The organism is Rufibacter sediminis (genome assembly GCF_014269285.1).
Lineage (GTDB): Bacteria > Bacteroidota > Bacteroidia > Cytophagales > Hymenobacteraceae > Nibribacter > Nibribacter sediminis.
This window is the reverse complement of record NZ_JACOAF010000004.1, coordinates 35,238-50,616: the sequence shown is the minus strand read 5'-3', so window position 1 is coordinate 50,616 and position 15,379 is coordinate 35,238. Positions and strand designations below refer to the sequence as shown.

13 protein-coding genes are annotated in these 15,379 nt (G+C 52.8%); 4 read left to right on the top strand and 9 right to left on the bottom strand.

Annotated elements, in window-relative coordinates:
• Window positions 1–385: 385 nt before the first annotated feature.
• Both H7U12_RS01890 and H7U12_RS01885 read right to left on the bottom strand, forming a co-directional pair.
• A complete protein-coding gene (locus H7U12_RS01890) occupies window positions 386–2,032 on the bottom strand; it encodes a peptide MFS transporter (protein WP_186632014.1) in 1,647 nt (548 codons plus the stop codon).
• Between the two features lie 197 nt (window positions 2,033–2,229).
• Window positions 2,230–2,847 (bottom strand): NifU family protein, encoded by a 618-nt coding sequence (locus H7U12_RS01885; RefSeq protein WP_186632011.1) that lies wholly within the window; start codon window positions 2,845–2,847, stop codon window positions 2,230–2,232.
• A gap of 214 nt (window positions 2,848–3,061) precedes the next feature.
• On the opposite strand from H7U12_RS01885, the gene H7U12_RS01880 reads away from it, so the two are divergent.
• A complete protein-coding gene (locus tag H7U12_RS01880) occupies window positions 3,062–4,438 on the top strand; it encodes a sodium:proton antiporter (RefSeq protein ID WP_186632008.1) in 1,377 nt (458 codons plus the stop codon).
• A gap of 638 nt (window positions 4,439–5,076) precedes the next feature.
• Here the strand turns inward: H7U12_RS01880 and aroC are convergent.
• Together aroC and H7U12_RS01870 are read right to left on the bottom strand one after the other, a co-directional pair.
• A complete protein-coding gene (gene aroC / locus H7U12_RS01875; RefSeq protein WP_186632005.1) occupies window positions 5,077–6,159 on the bottom strand; it encodes a chorismate synthase in 1,083 nt (360 codons plus the stop codon).
• Entirely contained in the window at window positions 6,156–7,583 is a 1,428-nt protein-coding gene (locus tag H7U12_RS01870) for a BatD family protein (protein ID WP_186632002.1), read from the bottom strand. The genes aroC and H7U12_RS01870 overlap by 4 nt, the downstream gene beginning before the upstream one ends.
• Before the next feature lie 278 nt (window positions 7,584–7,861).
• On the opposite strand from H7U12_RS01870, the gene H7U12_RS01865 reads away from it, so the two are divergent.
• The 3 genes from H7U12_RS01865 (at window position 7,862) to H7U12_RS01855 (ending at window position 9,860) form a co-directional block, all read left to right on the top strand.
• Window positions 7,862–8,617: a ferritin-like domain-containing protein gene (locus H7U12_RS01865; protein WP_186631999.1), complete on the top strand. Its 756-nt coding sequence runs from the start codon at window positions 7,862–7,864 to the stop codon at window positions 8,615–8,617.
• A gap of 13 nt (window positions 8,618–8,630) precedes the next feature.
• Entirely contained in the window at window positions 8,631–9,479 is an 849-nt protein-coding gene (locus H7U12_RS01860) for a ferritin-like domain-containing protein (RefSeq protein WP_186631996.1), read from the top strand.
• Between the two features lie 183 nt (window positions 9,480–9,662).
• A complete protein-coding gene (locus H7U12_RS01855; protein WP_186631993.1) occupies window positions 9,663–9,860 on the top strand; it encodes a hypothetical protein in 198 nt (65 codons plus the stop codon).
• On the opposite strand, the gene queG is transcribed toward H7U12_RS01855, so the two are convergent.
• The 5 genes from queG to H7U12_RS01830 all read right to left on the bottom strand — a co-directional run bounded on the left by queG (window position 9,822) and on the right by H7U12_RS01830 (window position 15,118).
• On the bottom strand, window positions 9,822–10,796 hold the full coding sequence (gene queG / locus H7U12_RS01850; RefSeq protein ID WP_186631990.1) for a tRNA epoxyqueuosine(34) reductase QueG: 975 nt from the start codon (window positions 10,794–10,796) through the stop codon (window positions 9,822–9,824). The genes H7U12_RS01855 and queG overlap by 39 nt on opposite strands.
• A gap of 522 nt (window positions 10,797–11,318) precedes the next feature.
• The gene (gene ruvB, locus H7U12_RS01845) at window positions 11,319–12,362 is read right to left on the bottom strand and encodes a Holliday junction branch migration DNA helicase RuvB (protein WP_186631987.1); all 1,044 of its coding nucleotides are present in this window, start codon (window positions 12,360–12,362) and stop codon (window positions 11,319–11,321) included.
• 243 nt (window positions 12,363–12,605) lie between these two features.
• Window positions 12,606–13,163 carry a hypothetical protein gene (locus H7U12_RS01840; RefSeq protein WP_186631984.1) on the bottom strand — a complete coding sequence of 186 codons (558 nt, stop codon included), beginning with the start codon at window positions 13,161–13,163 and terminating at the stop codon, window positions 12,606–12,608.
• A 264-nt stretch (window positions 13,164–13,427) separates the two neighbouring features.
• A complete protein-coding gene (locus tag H7U12_RS01835; protein WP_186631981.1) occupies window positions 13,428–13,922 on the bottom strand; it encodes a hypothetical protein in 495 nt (164 codons plus the stop codon).
• 17 nt (window positions 13,923–13,939) lie between these two features.
• Entirely contained in the window at window positions 13,940–15,118 is a 1,179-nt protein-coding gene (locus H7U12_RS01830) for an acyl-CoA dehydrogenase family protein (RefSeq protein ID WP_186631978.1), read from the bottom strand.
• Between the last annotated feature and the right edge of the window lie 261 nt (window positions 15,119–15,379).

The following is a 15,379-nucleotide window of genomic DNA, read 5'->3' as shown; positions in this document are numbered from 1 at the left end:
AAAGAAACAATTATTCCCGGAAAATCCGGCACAGCCGCCGGCGGAAACTACTGAGTTGAAGGAAATTGAAACCGATAAGCTCTCCAGCTACTAGCCAGTCAGAAAGGCGCTCCCGGCAAGTACCGCGTTTTAAGCCTTCTTTCCAGAAAAGAGCCGCAAGCAGGCTTCTGCGGCACGCTGGCCTCCTCCATGTCGGTGGCCCTGGCCGGAATTTTACTGTAAACCCAACCTCTGTTACGCTGAAAGGCTGATACGCAAATCGCCCCTGCTTTAGGCCCGTTTTCTGAAAAACAGGCCTAAAGCAGAGGCGATTCTTTGTTAAGCTGAACCAGAGGTTTGCCCTATTTCAGGAGGAGCTCATCGTCAACTTTAATCTCAGGACCCATCAAAGAGCAGGTTTCTCCATGATTCGGCGCAGCCATTTGAGCATGAGCACCAGCACCAAGGCCGCCGAGACGGTTACCGCGAAGTTCACCCAGAAGAAGTACTGTTTGTCATCATAGGTGTCCCAGAGGCTGGCCAGAATCCCGGACAGCTTGTTCCCGATGGACGTAGCGATAAACCAACCACCCATCATGAGGGCCGTGAGGCGCGGCGGGCTTACCTTGGAAACCAGTGACAAGCCCATCGGGCTGAGGCAGAGTTCGCCCAACGTCACCACAAAATAGGTGCCCACCAGCCACAGGCTGGAGACTTTGTCCTGCCCGTTGCCACCGGCCCACACCGCGCCCACCATCACCAACGTGGACAAGCCCGTGACAAACAGACCCAGCGCCATTTTAGCCGGAGTGCTCGGTTCTTTGCCTTTGCGGCGCAGCAACCCGAAGAAGCCCACCACTACCGGCGTCAGGATAATCACGAAGAACGGGTTGATGGACTGAAACAGCTCCGTGGAAATCAGGGACAAGGAACTGCCTTCCTGCGGCCATTCTTCCTGCGGAAGGTTGTTCAGGTACGGGGCCGCGCCTTCTTTGGTAATCACTTTCCCGGCTTCATCGGTACGGGTCCTGAAGGCGGCATCAAAGTCTGGCACCGTGGTGGGCGTGGCGTCTACCTGCTGCACCATGCCCAACGAAGCGGCCGGTTTCTCCAGCGCTTCGGGCAGGCTGCGGTCAGTGTAATACTCGGCCCAGGTGGTGAGCGCCGTGCCGTTCTGTTTGAACACGCCCCAGAACACCACCACCACCGCAAAGATGGAGAGCAGCGCCGCAATGGGTTTCTTGTCTTCCACCGAGGCCCGAGCCCAGAGGCTCACGTAGAACAGGATGATAGGAATGGAGCCGAAAATGAACGCATCGGTGGAATCGGAGCCAAAAACGTCGCCGGGAATCAAGACCCAGCTCAGTACGCCCACAATTATGGCGGGCAGAATCACCAACCCGAAGACTTTCCAGAGCGGCATGTCATGCGGTTGGGCCGGTTTCCGGATGTCGTAGTCGCGGTGGGTTTTGTTTCCGGCCCAGAAGATAATCAGCCCGATGAACATGCCCACGCCCGCCGCCAGAAACGCGAAGCCCCAGCCGTAGGTGTTGCGCAGGTAGGCCGCCACAAAGTTGCAGATGAAGGCGCCCACGTTAATGCCCATGTAAAAGATGTTGTAGCCTGTGTCTTTCTGGGGCAGGTACTGCGGCTCTGAATACAGATTGCCTAATAACGTAGAGATGTTGGCCTTGAAAAACCCGTTGCCAATCACAATGAGCGCCAGGGAAAGGTAAAAGAATGTATCGCCGGGGATGGCCAAACCGCAGTAGCCCAGCCCCATGAGCACGCCGCCGATGGTGATGGAGAGCCGGTAGCCCAGGAGCCTATCGGCCAGCAGGCCGCCAATGAACGGGGTTAAAAAGACCAGCGCGATGAAGGTGCCGTAGATATCAGAACCCTGGTTTTTGGGTAATCCCATGCCGCCGCTCTGGGTATCGGTCATGTACAGGAAGAAAATCCCGATCATGAGGTAATAGCCGAAGCGCTCCCACATTTCCGCCAGAAAAAGGAAATACAGGCCCTTCGGGTGCTTTGAAGCTGATGTTGACATTCAGGTGTAGTTTGGTAATCAGCTTTGAAAATAGGGAAAAGAAATGGAAGTATCCCTTTTCTGGAATATAGAACGTGGTTCTGGCGCCAGATTCACCGGAAAGCGGGTCTGTTTTGGGCCTCTTTTCCAGAAACAGGCCCAAAACGAAAAAGGCCCTGATTTCTCAGGGCCTTTCTTCTAATCAAGGGAAACAACGCTTAGAGCACCACGCCCTCGGCTACTACTTCCTGTACCTCGGGCACCATGCGCTTCAGCAGGTTCTCAATACCGGCTTTCAGAGTAACGGTAGCCGACGGGCAGCCGCTGCAGGAACCTTGCAGGTTCACGGTCACCACGCCTTCTTTGTACGAACGGAAGGTGATGTTACCACCATCCTGCTCTACCGCCGGACGCACGTAGTTCTCCAGCAGGTCAATTACTTTCTGGGAGATCTCGGTGTCCTCCGCGGAAAGATCAGCGGAAACTTCGGCCGAGGCCGAGGCAGCCGTGCTGGTCACCGGCGTTCCGATGAAGATGGGGCCGCCGGCCTCAATGTATGATTTGATGAAGGTTCTGAGTTCTGGGATCAGCTGCGGCCAAGCCACCGGAGAATTTTTGGTCACGGTGACGAAGTTGCTCGCGATGAACACGCGCGACACGTAGTCAAAGTTGAACAGCTCCTGCGCAAACGGAGACTCCACGGCGCTTTCTACCGTTGGATAATCCACGCTGCCGCCCTCGCCTAACAGGGTGGAGTTCAAAACAAATTTCATTGACTCCGGGTTAGGGTTCGCTTCCGCGTACACAGATACCGTCTTGGTTGTATTATCAGTCATGGCTGTCTTCTTATTAATCTATAGTAAAAACTTACGCTCAAGTATTTAAGTTTCCAAAATTAGCGAGAAATTCCGATACCTGTTAGTTACTTCTTGGGAACCACCTTTTCTGCGTTGTGGGCCGGTTTTCAGGAAAGCGGGCCTAAAACGCAGGGGCTTTGGGTCAGAAACCGTAACTTTACCCTACTACCATGTTCCATTAACCCACGCGCTTATGCTTTTTGCCAATGTTCTACTGGCGGCCTCCCCGCCGGATGTACCTGGTTTCCTGATTATTCCCTTTGCCTTGCTGATTGGCCTGATCGCCACCGGGCCTATTTTCTTCCCCAATTTCTGGCACCATCAGTTTAAGAACATTTCGGTAGGATTGGGCTTGCTGGTGCTGGCGTACTACCTGTTTGTGCTGCATGACACGCACCTGCCCGCCGAGACCCTGGCCGAGTACGCCTCTTTCGCCATTCTGCTGAGTTCTCTGTACATCGCCTCCGGTGGAATTTACATCAACGCCAACGCCAATGCCACGCCGCTCATCAACGTGGGCATTCTGCTGTTTGGCGCCGTCATCGCTAATATAATAGGAACCACCGGCGCGTCTCTCCTGCTCATCCGGCCTTTCATCCGGCTGAACAACCACCGCATCAAGCCTTACCAGATTGTGTTCTTCATCTTCATTGTGAGCAACGCCGGGGGTATGTTAACGCCGCTGGGAGATCCGCCGCTGTTCATCGGGTTCCTGAAAGGCGTGCCGTTCTTCTGGACGCTGCAACACCTCTTCACACCCTGGGCGCTTGCCGTTGGCTCGCTCTGCGCCATTTTCTTTGTGCTGGACAGCCGCAACAAAGAGGGATTTACGCCCAAAGCGGAGGTGAAGGCCAAAATTGAGGCCAAGACCGAGTTCTTCTTTACCGGCAAGCGCAACCTGCTTTGGCTGGCAGTGATCATTGGCGCTACTTTCCTGAACCCGGCCTCCTTTGACTGGCTGCCCTACATCCCGATGGAAGGTGGCATCAAGGTGTCCTTTGTGCGGGAACTGGTGCAACTAAGTGCCGCTTTCCTGTGCTTTAAGTTTGCCAGCCGCACCGCCCTTAACGGTAACCACTTCACCTTTGACCCCATTCTGGAAGTGGTGTTCCTGTTCTTCGGGATCTTCTTCACCATGATGCCGGCTCTCCAGCTTTCCGCCGAGCTGGCCTCATCGCCTGAATTTGCCGCCAAACTGACCCCTACGGTGTTCTACTGGGTAACCGGTTCGCTTTCCGGGGTGCTGGACAACGCGCCTACCTACGCCAACTTCCTGTCGCTGGGCATGGCCAAATACCACCTCAACTACGCCAACACCACCCAGGTGCACGACTTCGCCTACGGCCTGGGCCAAACCCCCGAAACCCTCCTGATCCTAGAAGCGATCTCCATTGGAGCCGTGCTTTTCGGGGCGATGACCTACATCGGGAACGGTCCCAACTTCATGGTGAAATCCATCGCCGAACAGGCGGGCGTGAAGATGCCGCCGTTCTTCCAGTACATGTTCAAATACTCTCTCATTTACCTGCTCCCGGTGCTGGCACTTATCTGGCTTCTGGTGATTTATTAAGGGAATTTAGAGCAACACACAAAAAAGCGTTTGGGGGCTGTTTTTCAGAAAACAGCCCCCAAACGCTTTTTTGTGTGTATTCAAGTTGCTGCCTTGCTGCCGGGAAAATTGGTGCCTAGTTACCAAGAAACCGTCGGAGACAAGGCATGCCTTGTCTCTACATGATTTTAAATAAGGGAATGCTAGGATCGGCAGGTGTAAACATCCCCCTTCGCCCCCTTCAAAGGGGGAATCCCAGAGAAGACCTCACAGGTTTTGAAAACCTGTGAGGTCTGAGGCGTTCTTACTGACGCATTTCCGTTTCTAGCCTTTCGGGTGAGCGCCTTTGTTTTAGACCTGGTGCCGCGCATGCGGCAGGCCTGCTGGCCAAGGCTAAAACAACAGTGCGAACTCGGAAGGTGGGGCCTCGCGGCCGTGAGCGCACGAAGGGAAACCATGCAACAATCCAGTGTGTGCACCAACGCCAACACCGGCCCTCCGCCAGAATAAACGGACTGCATTCCCAAGATATAAACAGTCTTCCGCCTGCACCAGCGGACTACGTTTCCAAAAATGCGCTAAACCGATATCCGATAGAAGAGGCAAAAACAGGTGCATCCATAAAAAGGGCCTGTTTTCAAAAAACAGGCCCAAAACGACTAAGCTATTTTATTCGCCCGCTGCCGCAATACAAAGTCCGCTAACACCAGCGCCGCCATCGCATCTACAATGGGAACAGCCCTCGGGAGAACGCAGGGATCATGGCGACCTTTGCCTTGCAGGGTGATTTCCTGCCCGCTTTGGTCAATAGTGGTTTGCGGCTGCAGAATAGTGGCCACTGGTTTAAAAGCGACTTTGAAATAGATGTCCTGCCCGTTGGAAATACCACCCTGGATGCCGCCGGAGTGGTTCGTGCGGGTTTTCACCTGACCTGCGTCATCGGTGTAGAAGACATCGTTGTGCTGCGAGCCATACATGCTCACCCCTTCAAAGCCGCTACCGTACTCAAAGCCTTTCACGGCGTTGATGCTCAGCATGGCCTTGCCCAACTCGGCGTGCAGTTTATCAAACACCGGTTCGCCCAAGCCGGCCGGTACCCCGGTGATGACGCAGGAAACCACCCCACCCACGGTATCCAGTTTGTCGCGGGTTTCCTCAATGAGCTGAATCATGGTTTGGGCCGTCTCGGGGTGCGGACAGCGCACGATGTTGCTGTCTACCTGGCTCAGGTCCAACTGGGTGTAATCAGCGGGCGCGTGGATGGGCCCCACCTGCGACACATAGGCCGTAATCTGGATGCCCTGCTGCGCCAGAAACTTCTGGGCCAATACGCCGGCCGCCACCCGCGCCAGCGTTTCCCTAGCGGAACTTCTTCCGCCGCCGCGGTGATCGCGGGAGCCGTATTTGGCCGTGTAGGTGTAATCTGCGTGCGAGGGCCGGAAGGCGTTTTCTATGTGTGAATAATCATGACTCGCCTGGTCTTTGTTGAAGACTGCCAAGGCGATGGGCGTTCCCTGAGTCTGGCCGTTGAAAATGCCGGAGAGAATCTGCACCTGGTCTTTCTCGTCGCGGGGTGTAGTAATTTTGGACTGACCGGGTCGGCGGCGGTCCAACGCAGCCTGAATTTCTTCGATGGTAATAGGGAGGCCGGCGGGACAGCCGTCTACGATGACGCCCACGGCCGTACCGTGTGATTCTCCAAAAGTGGTGATCCTGAAAATGGATCCGTAGGTATTACTCATTTTCTCTTTAGTATGAAAATAAACAAAGCAGCTGTCAGTAATACCCCCAGCACCACGTTCGTGTACAAGCGCACTTCCCTAAACTGATCTATGCTGATAAGCTCATTGCTTTCTGTGGCGGCAATATTGTAAAAATCGCCCACATCTTGCGTCCTGATAAAACTATTTTGGTCTTCCTGTCCCCGCACCCGTACCGTTAGGGCGGGCCGAAGGGTGTCATACCGGGCCGTGACCGGATTAAAATATACCCATTGAAACAGCTCCCGCAAGGGAAACTCGCCCGCTTGTCTACCTACCATAAAATACCGGAACGTCTTGCTTCCCTGCAGCTTTCCCTGGCTCACCTGCTGGTTCTGCCGGATTTCCGGGGAATAGATTTCCAGTTCGCTGGAAACGCCCAGGCTCCGCGGAATGGGCAGGGACCGGATGTTGCCTTCGCCCTCAATTTTCAGGTGGTACACCAAATTCTGGTTCAGGGAAATGGTACCGCGGGAAAGCTGCTCCTCTAACCGGAACACGCCCACCGCCACCTGGTCGCGCAACGGGTGCGGCGGCAAGGGCTGCACCGCCACCTCCCGGCTTTGGGTGGTGTAGGTCTTGTTTTCCGGCAAGCGGTTCTGGGTCAGCAGCGAAGGGTTCTTGGCTACCTTGTACTTGATCATCCGGAGGCTGATGACCGGGAACCGAAGCGGCTGCGGCGTGAGCGGAAACAAAATGGCCTCGTACAGTTTATACCGGGTGAACGCCTTCTCCCCTATCTTGATCTTCTCGGGCAGGATCTCTTCTTGCTGCACCACTTCCTCCAGGGCGCTCCGCTGTTTCAACTGGCGCACAATGTTCCCAATCTGGGCCTCAAACTCAAAGAAATCAAGCAGCCCCAGGTCCGTATCAGCTACGTAGAACCACAGCGAAATTGGCACCGCCTCGCCTACGTACACTTTCCCTTTGGGCACCTGCAGCGTGAGGAAGGCATTCTCTTTCACCTCTACAAAATCCGGGGTTGCTACCGCGGGCAATGCCATGGACAGGCTGTCTCTGGGCGCGTTTCCCGCCGGGGCAGCGGGACCTACCTGCACTTTTATGCCGGGGGCCGCCACCTGCTTACCGTCCACTACCAAGGTGAAGGGTTTCACGGTCACCTCTCCTTCCTGCAGGGGCGCATATTGCTGCGTAAGCGTGTAGACTCTGGAGACTTTGGTTCCGCGGGTAATGGTGGTGGTGAAGCTTTTCTGGGTGCTTTTCTGCAGGCCCTCAATGTCGGGGAAGCCTTCCACCTTGGTAGGTCTGGTATCCGGCGACTTTAAGGAAATAGTAAAATATTGATCTATGGGAATAGCGGCGGGGCCAAATTCTATGGTATGCTCCTGCGCCCGGCCCCAGGCCGCCCAGCACATGCATACAAAGAAGATCACCGCTTTTTTCATCTGTTTTCATTAAAACGGCAGAAAAACAGCCGTTTCCAATAAGGCAAAAGTACGAATAACCTGCCACCCGCCCTACTCCCGCTCAGGAATGATGCGCCGGCGCGAAAATCAGAATACGACTATTTTTTGATTTTTTTCTCTCCGCTGAAATCCGGTGCCACAACTCCCCTCGTAGGTCTCGCTACTTCCGCCAGTTTAAGGAAACCAACGGAACCAAGCATTACAGTACCTGCCCGTGCGCCGGCAGTTGAAATTGTTTCATCTTCAATTTTAAAACTATGACCAAACAAACAAACCCAATTCCTGAGCAGGATGTATTGCAGGGATTGAAAAATCCCCTTAACCGACGCTCTTTCCTCCAGTACACCGGAGCCGGTGTAGCTGCCTCTGCCCTTTTACTGGCCGGTTGTGATGACGATGATGACATGGGCGGCAACAACATGCCCGGTGCGGTTAACCTGGGCTCCGGCGATGTAGGGATTCTGAACTACGCATACGCCCTGGAGCAATTGGAAGCGGCTTTCTATACCGCCGTGGTGGCCTTGCCTAACTTCTCTACCCTGTTTACCAGCGCCGTGGAGAGACAAGTGTTAACGGATATCCGCAACCATGAGGTAGCGCACCGTGAGTTCTTCAAAGCCGCCATTACCAGCACCGCGGCCAACCAAATCATTCCAAGCTTAACGCCAGTTCTTCCGCCTAGCGCTTTAGCCAGCCGGGCCTCTATTCTGGCCACGGCTAAAACGTTCGAAGATTTAGGAGTAGCCGCGTACAACGGCGCTGGCAAGCTGTTAACCAGCGCCACCTTTCTGGGCATTGCGGGTAAAATCGTTTCCGTGGAAGCCAGACACGCCGCCGAGATCAGAGACATGATTGAGAACGGCACCTTCGCTAGTGGTTCCGCCGGCATCACCACGGGCAACATTGTAGACGCCAACGGTCTGGACGTAGCCTTGACGCCTGCCCAGGTGTTAGCTGCAGCGCAGCCTTTCATCAAGGAAACCATCAACGCAAGCAATCTGCCAACTACCTAATCATTAGAAAGCCATGAATATCTTCAATATACTAAAAGAAGTAGAGAAAGTAGATCCGGAAATATTTGACCGCCTGGATCCCCGCCGTGCCGTTTTCAAACACTTTGGTGGTTTTGGCAAAAAACTGGCCGCGGCTGCCATTCCGGTGGCCTTCGGTTCCATGCTAAACAAGGCCTACGGCCAGACAAGCTCCCCGTCGGTGCGGGAGGTGCTGGAGTTCGCGCTTTTGCTGGAAAACTTGGAGTACCATTTCTACCTAAAGGCCGCTGCCACCAACATTTTCCCGGCTCCTGCCGGTAAGACCGCGTTTGGCGTGATTCGTGACCATGAGAAGGCCCACGTAGACTTCCTGCGCACCGCTATCAGCGGCCTGGGCGGAGCCGCCCCCACCACCTACACCGATGCGAACTTCGACTGGACGGCCGACGGTCTTCTAGGAAACGCCACCTTCACGGATTATCCTACCATGCTGGCCGTGGCCCAGGCGTTTGAGGATACTGGCGTAAGAGCCTACAAAGGAGCCGCCCCGGCGTTGATCACTAACGACACCGTCTTGCAGGCAGCCTTGCAGATTCACTCCGTGGAAGCCCGGCACGCCGCTCACTTGCGCCGCATGCGTCGCGACATGATGCCCAACGGAGTGGCCAACTTGAAACCATGGATCACCATGAAAGACCGTGGCGGACTACCCGCGGCGTTCCAGGGAATCTATGATGGCGAAGAAGCGACTACCCAGGCTTCCGTTAACTTGGTGGGTACCTTCAACGGCATCGCCATTGATGCCAACGCGGCTTCTGAAGCCTTTGACGAGCCATTAACCGTAGCTCAGGTAAATGCTATTGTAGCTCCGTTTATTGCCTAATTTCTCTTGATTATACAAAAAGGGGAACAGCTTGAAAAAAGTTGTTCCCCTTTTTGTATAATAACTTCCCAAAATCCGTATAAATATTTTTACATCAAGTATAAAAACGGGAATTATATTTCAGATATTTGCGTCTACAGGATATCATATAAAAAATTATTTAAATCACATCTTATAAATACCATGTTAGAGTACGTAAAACTGATCTTAGACAAAGTAAGCTTTGACTCCAGTTTATTTGAAAAGGAATTGAAAAAGAATATGCGTCTGTTGATCCATGATGAGTTAGAGACCCTGCGCGACTGGTGCTACACCCGCTTCTCCGGCTCTTATGACAGTATTCTAGACAAGGTCTTCGGCAACATCTTGGTTGCTTCCTAAGGCTTCGGGTATTGCTGCCACAAAGCTTAGGTTGCGGGTAAGCCCCTCAAAACCCGTGCGTTTTACCGCCGATTTCTTGAAAACATCCCTAAAAACCTCTTGGGTTAGCTCCAGCCAATCGCTTTTGGAAAGGTGGAGCAACTCTGGATGGGGCGTAAATGCCGGCTCGCGGTGCGCTTTGCTGAACCGGTTCCAGGGGCACACATCTTGGCAGATGTCGCAGCCAAACACCCAGTTGCCAAACTTCCCGTCTACTTCCTGCGGAATCTGGTCTTTCAGCTCGATGGTGAAATACGAGATGCACTTGCTGCCGTCTACCACGTAAGGGGCGGCAATCGCGTCTGTGGGGCAGGCATCCATGCATTTGGTGCAGGTGCCGCAGTAATCTTTGATAGGGCCATCCGGCTCCAGCTCCAGATCCAGGATGAGCTCCGCGATGAAAAAGAAACTGCCCACGCCAGGCCGAATGAGGTTGCTGTTCTTGCCTACCCAGCCCAGCCCGCTTTTCTTCGCCCAAACTTTATCCATGACCGGGGCCGAGTCCACGAACACACGCCCACCCACTTCGCCAATCTCCTCCTGAATGTACTGGAACAGCGTCTTGAGCTTGTCTTTGATGACAAAGTGGTAATCCTGCCCGTAGGCGTACTTGGAGATCTTAAACGTGTCCTCGGGTTGGGTTTCCTCCGGATAATAATTCAGCAGTAAACTCACCACCGATTTGGCCCCGTCTACCAGCAGGCGCGGGTCCAGGCGTTTGTCAAAGTGGTTGGCCATGTAGTGCATCTGGCCGTGCATGTTCTGGTTCAGCCAACTCTCCAGCCGCGGCGCTTCCTCCTCCAGAAAATCAGCCTTGGAAACCCCGCAGTACATAAACCCCAGTTCCTGGGCTTTCTGCTTGATGAGGTGCGTATGCTTAGGGGCAAGGTTGAACATGGATCTCTTAGGAATGCTGTTAGGGCAGAACAAAATTGGCGGAAAAGAATTTCCCGAACCTAAAAATTTCTGCTTTACGGCTGATTTTCAGAAAATAGGTCAGAAACGGCAAGACACTCATAGGAGCTGCGCACAGGACGAGGGCAGAGGGAGATCTGAATTATGAGTCTTGAGTCGTGAGTTCTGAGTCAGATAATAGAAGAAGCTGGTAATAGCAGATTCTGGCGCGAGACTTCCGTCTCGTGACAAAGGATGATGCGAGTCTCCAGACTCGCCGGGAACCACGATCAGAGTTGCAAAATCAGGGTTGCAAAGAAGGGAGTCTGGAGACTCCACCCATCCAGCGGCACGAGTCTGGAGACTCGCGCCAGTTTTTAGAGAAACAAAAAACCTCCCAGGTATTCAACCCTGGGAGGTTTACGCATAGAAAGTGACGCTTTCTCTGACCTCGTCGTGTGCGCAGCTCCTATGAGTGTCTTACTGTTTTTTGCCTCTTTTAACTAAACGGCCCCTAAAACCCCCTTACTCTGCATTATCAAACAAGGTGCCGCTACGCACGTGGTTAGGCGGAATCTTGCCCAGGTGACGGTAGGCGGCTTCGGTGGCTTCGCGGCCCCGGCTGGTGCGTTTGATGTAGCCTTCCTGGATGAGGAAGGGTTCGTACACTTCTTCAATGGTCTCGGCCTCGTCTCCGCAGGCCGTGGCAATGGTAGACAGCCCCACAGGTCCTCCTTTGAACTTGTCAATGATGGTGCTCAGGATGCGTTTGTCCATCTCGTCTAGGCCGTTGTGGTCTACGTCCAGGGCATTTAGGGCAAACTGCGCGATTTCTACCGTGATGGTGCCGTCGCCTTTGATCTGGGCGAAGTCGCGGGTGCGGCGCAGCAGGTTGTTGGCAATCCGCGGCGTACCCCGGCTCCGGCGCGCAATCTCAAAAGCGGCATCCTCGTAGATGGGCGAGCCCAGAATCTCGGCGGAACGCTGCACAATGGAGGTCAACAGCTTGGAATCATAGTACTCCAGGCGCGAGTTGATCCCGAAACGCGCGCGCAGCGGCGAAGTCAGCAGACCAGAACGCGTGGTGGCCCCAATGAGCGTGAACGGGTTCAGGGAAATCTGCACGGAGCGGGCGTTGGGGCCCGAGTCCAGCATGATATCGATCTTGTAGTCCTCCATGGCCGAGTACAGGTACTCCTCCACAATGGGGTTCAGGCGGTGAATCTCGTCAATGAACAAGACATCGTTCCGCTCCAGGTTGGTCAACAAACCCGCTAAATCGCTGGGTTTGTCCAGTACCGGACCAGACGTGATCTTGATGTTGGAGCCCAGGGAGTTGGCGATGATATGGGACAGCGTGGTTTTACCCAGGCCGGGAGGTCCGTGCAGCAGCACGTGGTCCAAGGCCTCGCCCCGCATGATGGCCGCCCCCACAAACACTTTCAGGTTCTCCACCACCTTCTCCTGACCGGTGAAGTCGCTGAAGTCCAACGGCCGGAGGGCCTTGTCATACTCCTTCTCGGCGGGCGAAAGGTGATCGGCTGAACCGCTTAAATAGTCTTCTCTCATGTGTACAATCTCTTAGCGGATGAAGCAAAGATTTAGATGTAAAGATAACACATAGGAGGCTAAAAATGCTCCCAACACGAGCAGGAATGTCTAAGTTTTTGCTATTATTTTTAACATCAACCACTTCCACTCCAATATCATTAGCAAGTCTTAACGAAACGCTACAGTCCTAAAAAAATAAGCCTCTGCTTTTTAGCAGAGGCTTATGAAATACATTGCTTTCCCTAGAAGGGAAATTATATGTTAATATTTGGCTTCAAAATTACCATTGGTGATAGTAACTCTTTCACGGGCATCAGTATCAAAATCATAATAAGTTAACCCGCCGCTGAAGGTACCTTTAATTACTTTAGCCGATTTGTCGTGTGCGGTAATAGTCAAGGTTCCTTTGTCACCATTGGAAGGGTTTGCTAAACCGCCATCACTTGGCATATATTCTGTACCATCTGCTTTTACATAATTAATCAAGAAATCCGCTTGAATTTCAATACCGTTCCCACCATTTTGACTCATATCATATTTTGCAGGCTCTCCCACAGGTGTCAGATCATAGATCCCTAATTTTATGGTATCGCCTGCTTGGTTGATATAATCAAGATTTATCACAGTAACACCCATAAAAGACTCTGTAGATGCATTCATCTTTACAGAAGTAAAAGCGGTGGTACCAATGGTAGCAGTGGCAGAATTAGTTGAGGTTAACGGTGTGGCATCATCATCATCTGAACAAGCAGAGAACAGCACGGTGCCGGAAACCATTAAAAACACAAAGAACAGTTTGGTAAAAATTTTTGATTTCATATTATATAATTTAATTAATTGGGCTCAAAACTACATTTTATCATTTGATATACAATTATTTATGATAAAATATATAAAACAATCTATTCCCTTTAACATAGAAAATTCATATACTTAGCCTACTAAAAAGCAGAAGTTGCAATTGAAATGTCTGTTTTCGGCCTATTTTTCTGAAAACAGACCAAAAACAAGAAAAGCAGCCACGTTGCCGCAACTGCTTTTCTGTTAGTGACTACTGCCTTTGAGCAGACAAGGTGAGCCTGATCACATCAGGCTGGGTTCCTTTTCCATAGCCTCCCAGGTGGGCTTTATTCTTTGCAGCTTCAACAGATACAGAATCAAAAGGATAGGCTCCAGTCTGAAGTTAAGCACGAATCCTTCGGATCTATCTACCAGCGGAAGCACAAACATAGCCACCGCACAAGCTACAAGGCCGATGATCGCGTCAACAATCCCTAGCCTAACCGCCCAATCTTTTTCGGTCCATAAGCCATAAGCGGTTACTCCTTTAAATAAAATCAGCACCGTGAGGACAATTCCTGTGGCCGAAATGGGGTCTGTGGTCTCAAATCCATATAAGGAAATAGAAAAATTGAGGCCCATCAAGCCCATAACCACTCCTATGGGCACTACCGCCGCCATCAACAGGAAAAGCCAGGTAAAGGTCTTGATCCACCAGGGCAATAAATCACGTCTTCTTCCTTTTGTCTCCTGTAATTCTTCAAAGGCGGAGGAAACGGGGGCTTGGCTTTCTTCCATCTGATCGTAACTGATCTCTATTTAAACGCCTGAATACCGGTAATATCTGCCCCGGTGATGAGCAGGTGGATGTCATGGGTACCTTCATAGGTGATCACGCTTTCCAGGTTCATCATGTGGCGCATGATAGGGTACTCGCCGGTGATGCCCATGCCGCCGTGGATCTGGCGCGCCTCACGGGCCACGTGCAGCGCCATGTCCACGCTGTTGCGCTTGGCCATGGAAATCTGCTGCGTGGTGGCTTTGCCTTCGTTCTTGAGTACGCCCAACCGCCACACCATCAGTTGTGCTTTGGTGATCTCGGTGACCATTTCGGCTAATTTCTTCTGGATGAGCTGAAAACCGGCAATGGGTTTATCAAACTGGATGCGTTGCTTGGCATAATTCAGGGCGCTCTCATAGCAGTCAATGGCTGCGCCGATGGCTCCCCAGGCGATGCCGTACCGGGCCGAGTCCAGGCAACCCAAGGGGCCTTTGAGGCCGTCTACGTTAGGCAGCAGGTTTTCTTTGGGCACTTTTACGTTGTCAAACACCAGCTCACCGGTGCAGGATGCGCGCAGGCTCCATTTGTTGTGAATCTCAGGCGTGGAGAAGCCTTCCATGCCGCGCTCCACAATAAGACCTTTGATACGGCCTTGCTCGTTCTTGGCCCAGACCACAGCTACCTGACACTCCGGCGAGTTGGAAATCCAGAGTTTGGCGCCGTTGAGTAGATAATGGTCGCCCATGTCTTTGATGTTGGTGACCATGCCGCCGGGGTTCGAGCCAAAATCAGGCTCGGTTAAGCCAAAGCAGCCCAGCCATTCGCCGCTGGCCAGTTTGGGCAGGTATTTTTTGCGCTGCTCCTCAGAACCGTAGGCGTAAATGGGATACATGACCAGAGAACCCTGCACCGAGGCCGTGGACCGCATGCCGCTATCGCCGCGCTCAATTTCCTGCATGATGATGCCGTAACTGATGTAATCCAGCCCGCCGCCGCCGTACTCGGTGGGAATAGTGGGCCCGAAGGCGCCTACATCGCCGAATTTGGGAACGATCTCAGAGGGAAAATGCGCGTCCTGCGCCCACTTCTCAATGTTGGGGGAGATTTCGCGGCGCACAAAATCGCGCATGGTCTGCCGGATGAGCTTGTGCTCATCGGTGAGCAGGTCATCAATGTTGAAATAATCTGGGGCACCGGAGTTGTCTGTGGCCATAGGTTCTAAGGTTACCATCAATGTCTGTTTCCAAACTTAGCAAGAAACCCGCCCCCCGCCAACACTTGTTAGCAAAACCTTTCACGACATCGTTTGCGCCGCCTGTTTTTCCCCTGTTTTCCTGAAAACTGCCTCAAAACGTGCCAGTAATCAGCATATTCTATTTGGGGCCCAAAGCCTATCCCACCTAGGAGGCAAGGCCGTTACGTTCTATTCCAATGGTTTGATTCCTTTGGAAAAGCATATCATTGCTGCCTATTT

Bases quoted from the DNA above. Each gene is read 5' to 3' on its own strand.
- H7U12_RS01890 (WP_186632014.1), bottom strand. From the start codon at position 2,032: ATGTCAACATCAGCTTCAAAGCACCCGAAGGGCCTGTATTTCCTTTTT.
- H7U12_RS01885 (WP_186632011.1), bottom strand. From the start codon at position 2,847: ATGACTGATAATACAACCAAGACGGTATCTGTGTACGCGGAAGCGAAC.
- H7U12_RS01880 (WP_186632008.1), top strand. From the start codon at position 3,062: ATGCTTTTTGCCAATGTTCTACTGGCGGCCTCCCCGCCGGATGTACCT.
- aroC (WP_186632005.1), bottom strand. From the start codon at position 6,159: ATGAGTAATACCTACGGATCCATTTTCAGGATCACCACTTTTGGAGAA.
- H7U12_RS01870 (WP_186632002.1), bottom strand. From the start codon at position 7,583: ATGAAAAAAGCGGTGATCTTCTTTGTATGCATGTGCTGGGCGGCCTGG.
- H7U12_RS01865 (WP_186631999.1), top strand. From the start codon at position 7,862: ATGACCAAACAAACAAACCCAATTCCTGAGCAGGATGTATTGCAGGGA.
- H7U12_RS01860 (WP_186631996.1), top strand. From the start codon at position 8,631: ATGAATATCTTCAATATACTAAAAGAAGTAGAGAAAGTAGATCCGGAA.
- H7U12_RS01855 (WP_186631993.1), top strand. From the start codon at position 9,663: ATGTTAGAGTACGTAAAACTGATCTTAGACAAAGTAAGCTTTGACTCC.
- queG (WP_186631990.1), bottom strand. From the start codon at position 10,796: ATGTTCAACCTTGCCCCTAAGCATACGCACCTCATCAAGCAGAAAGCC.
- ruvB (WP_186631987.1), bottom strand. From the start codon at position 12,362: ATGAGAGAAGACTATTTAAGCGGTTCAGCCGATCACCTTTCGCCCGCC.
- H7U12_RS01840 (WP_186631984.1), bottom strand. From the start codon at position 13,163: ATGAAATCAAAAATTTTTACCAAACTGTTCTTTGTGTTTTTAATGGTT.
- H7U12_RS01835 (WP_186631981.1), bottom strand. From the start codon at position 13,922: ATGGAAGAAAGCCAAGCCCCCGTTTCCTCCGCCTTTGAAGAATTACAG.
- H7U12_RS01830 (WP_186631978.1), bottom strand. From the start codon at position 15,118: ATGGCCACAGACAACTCCGGTGCCCCAGATTATTTCAACATTGATGAC.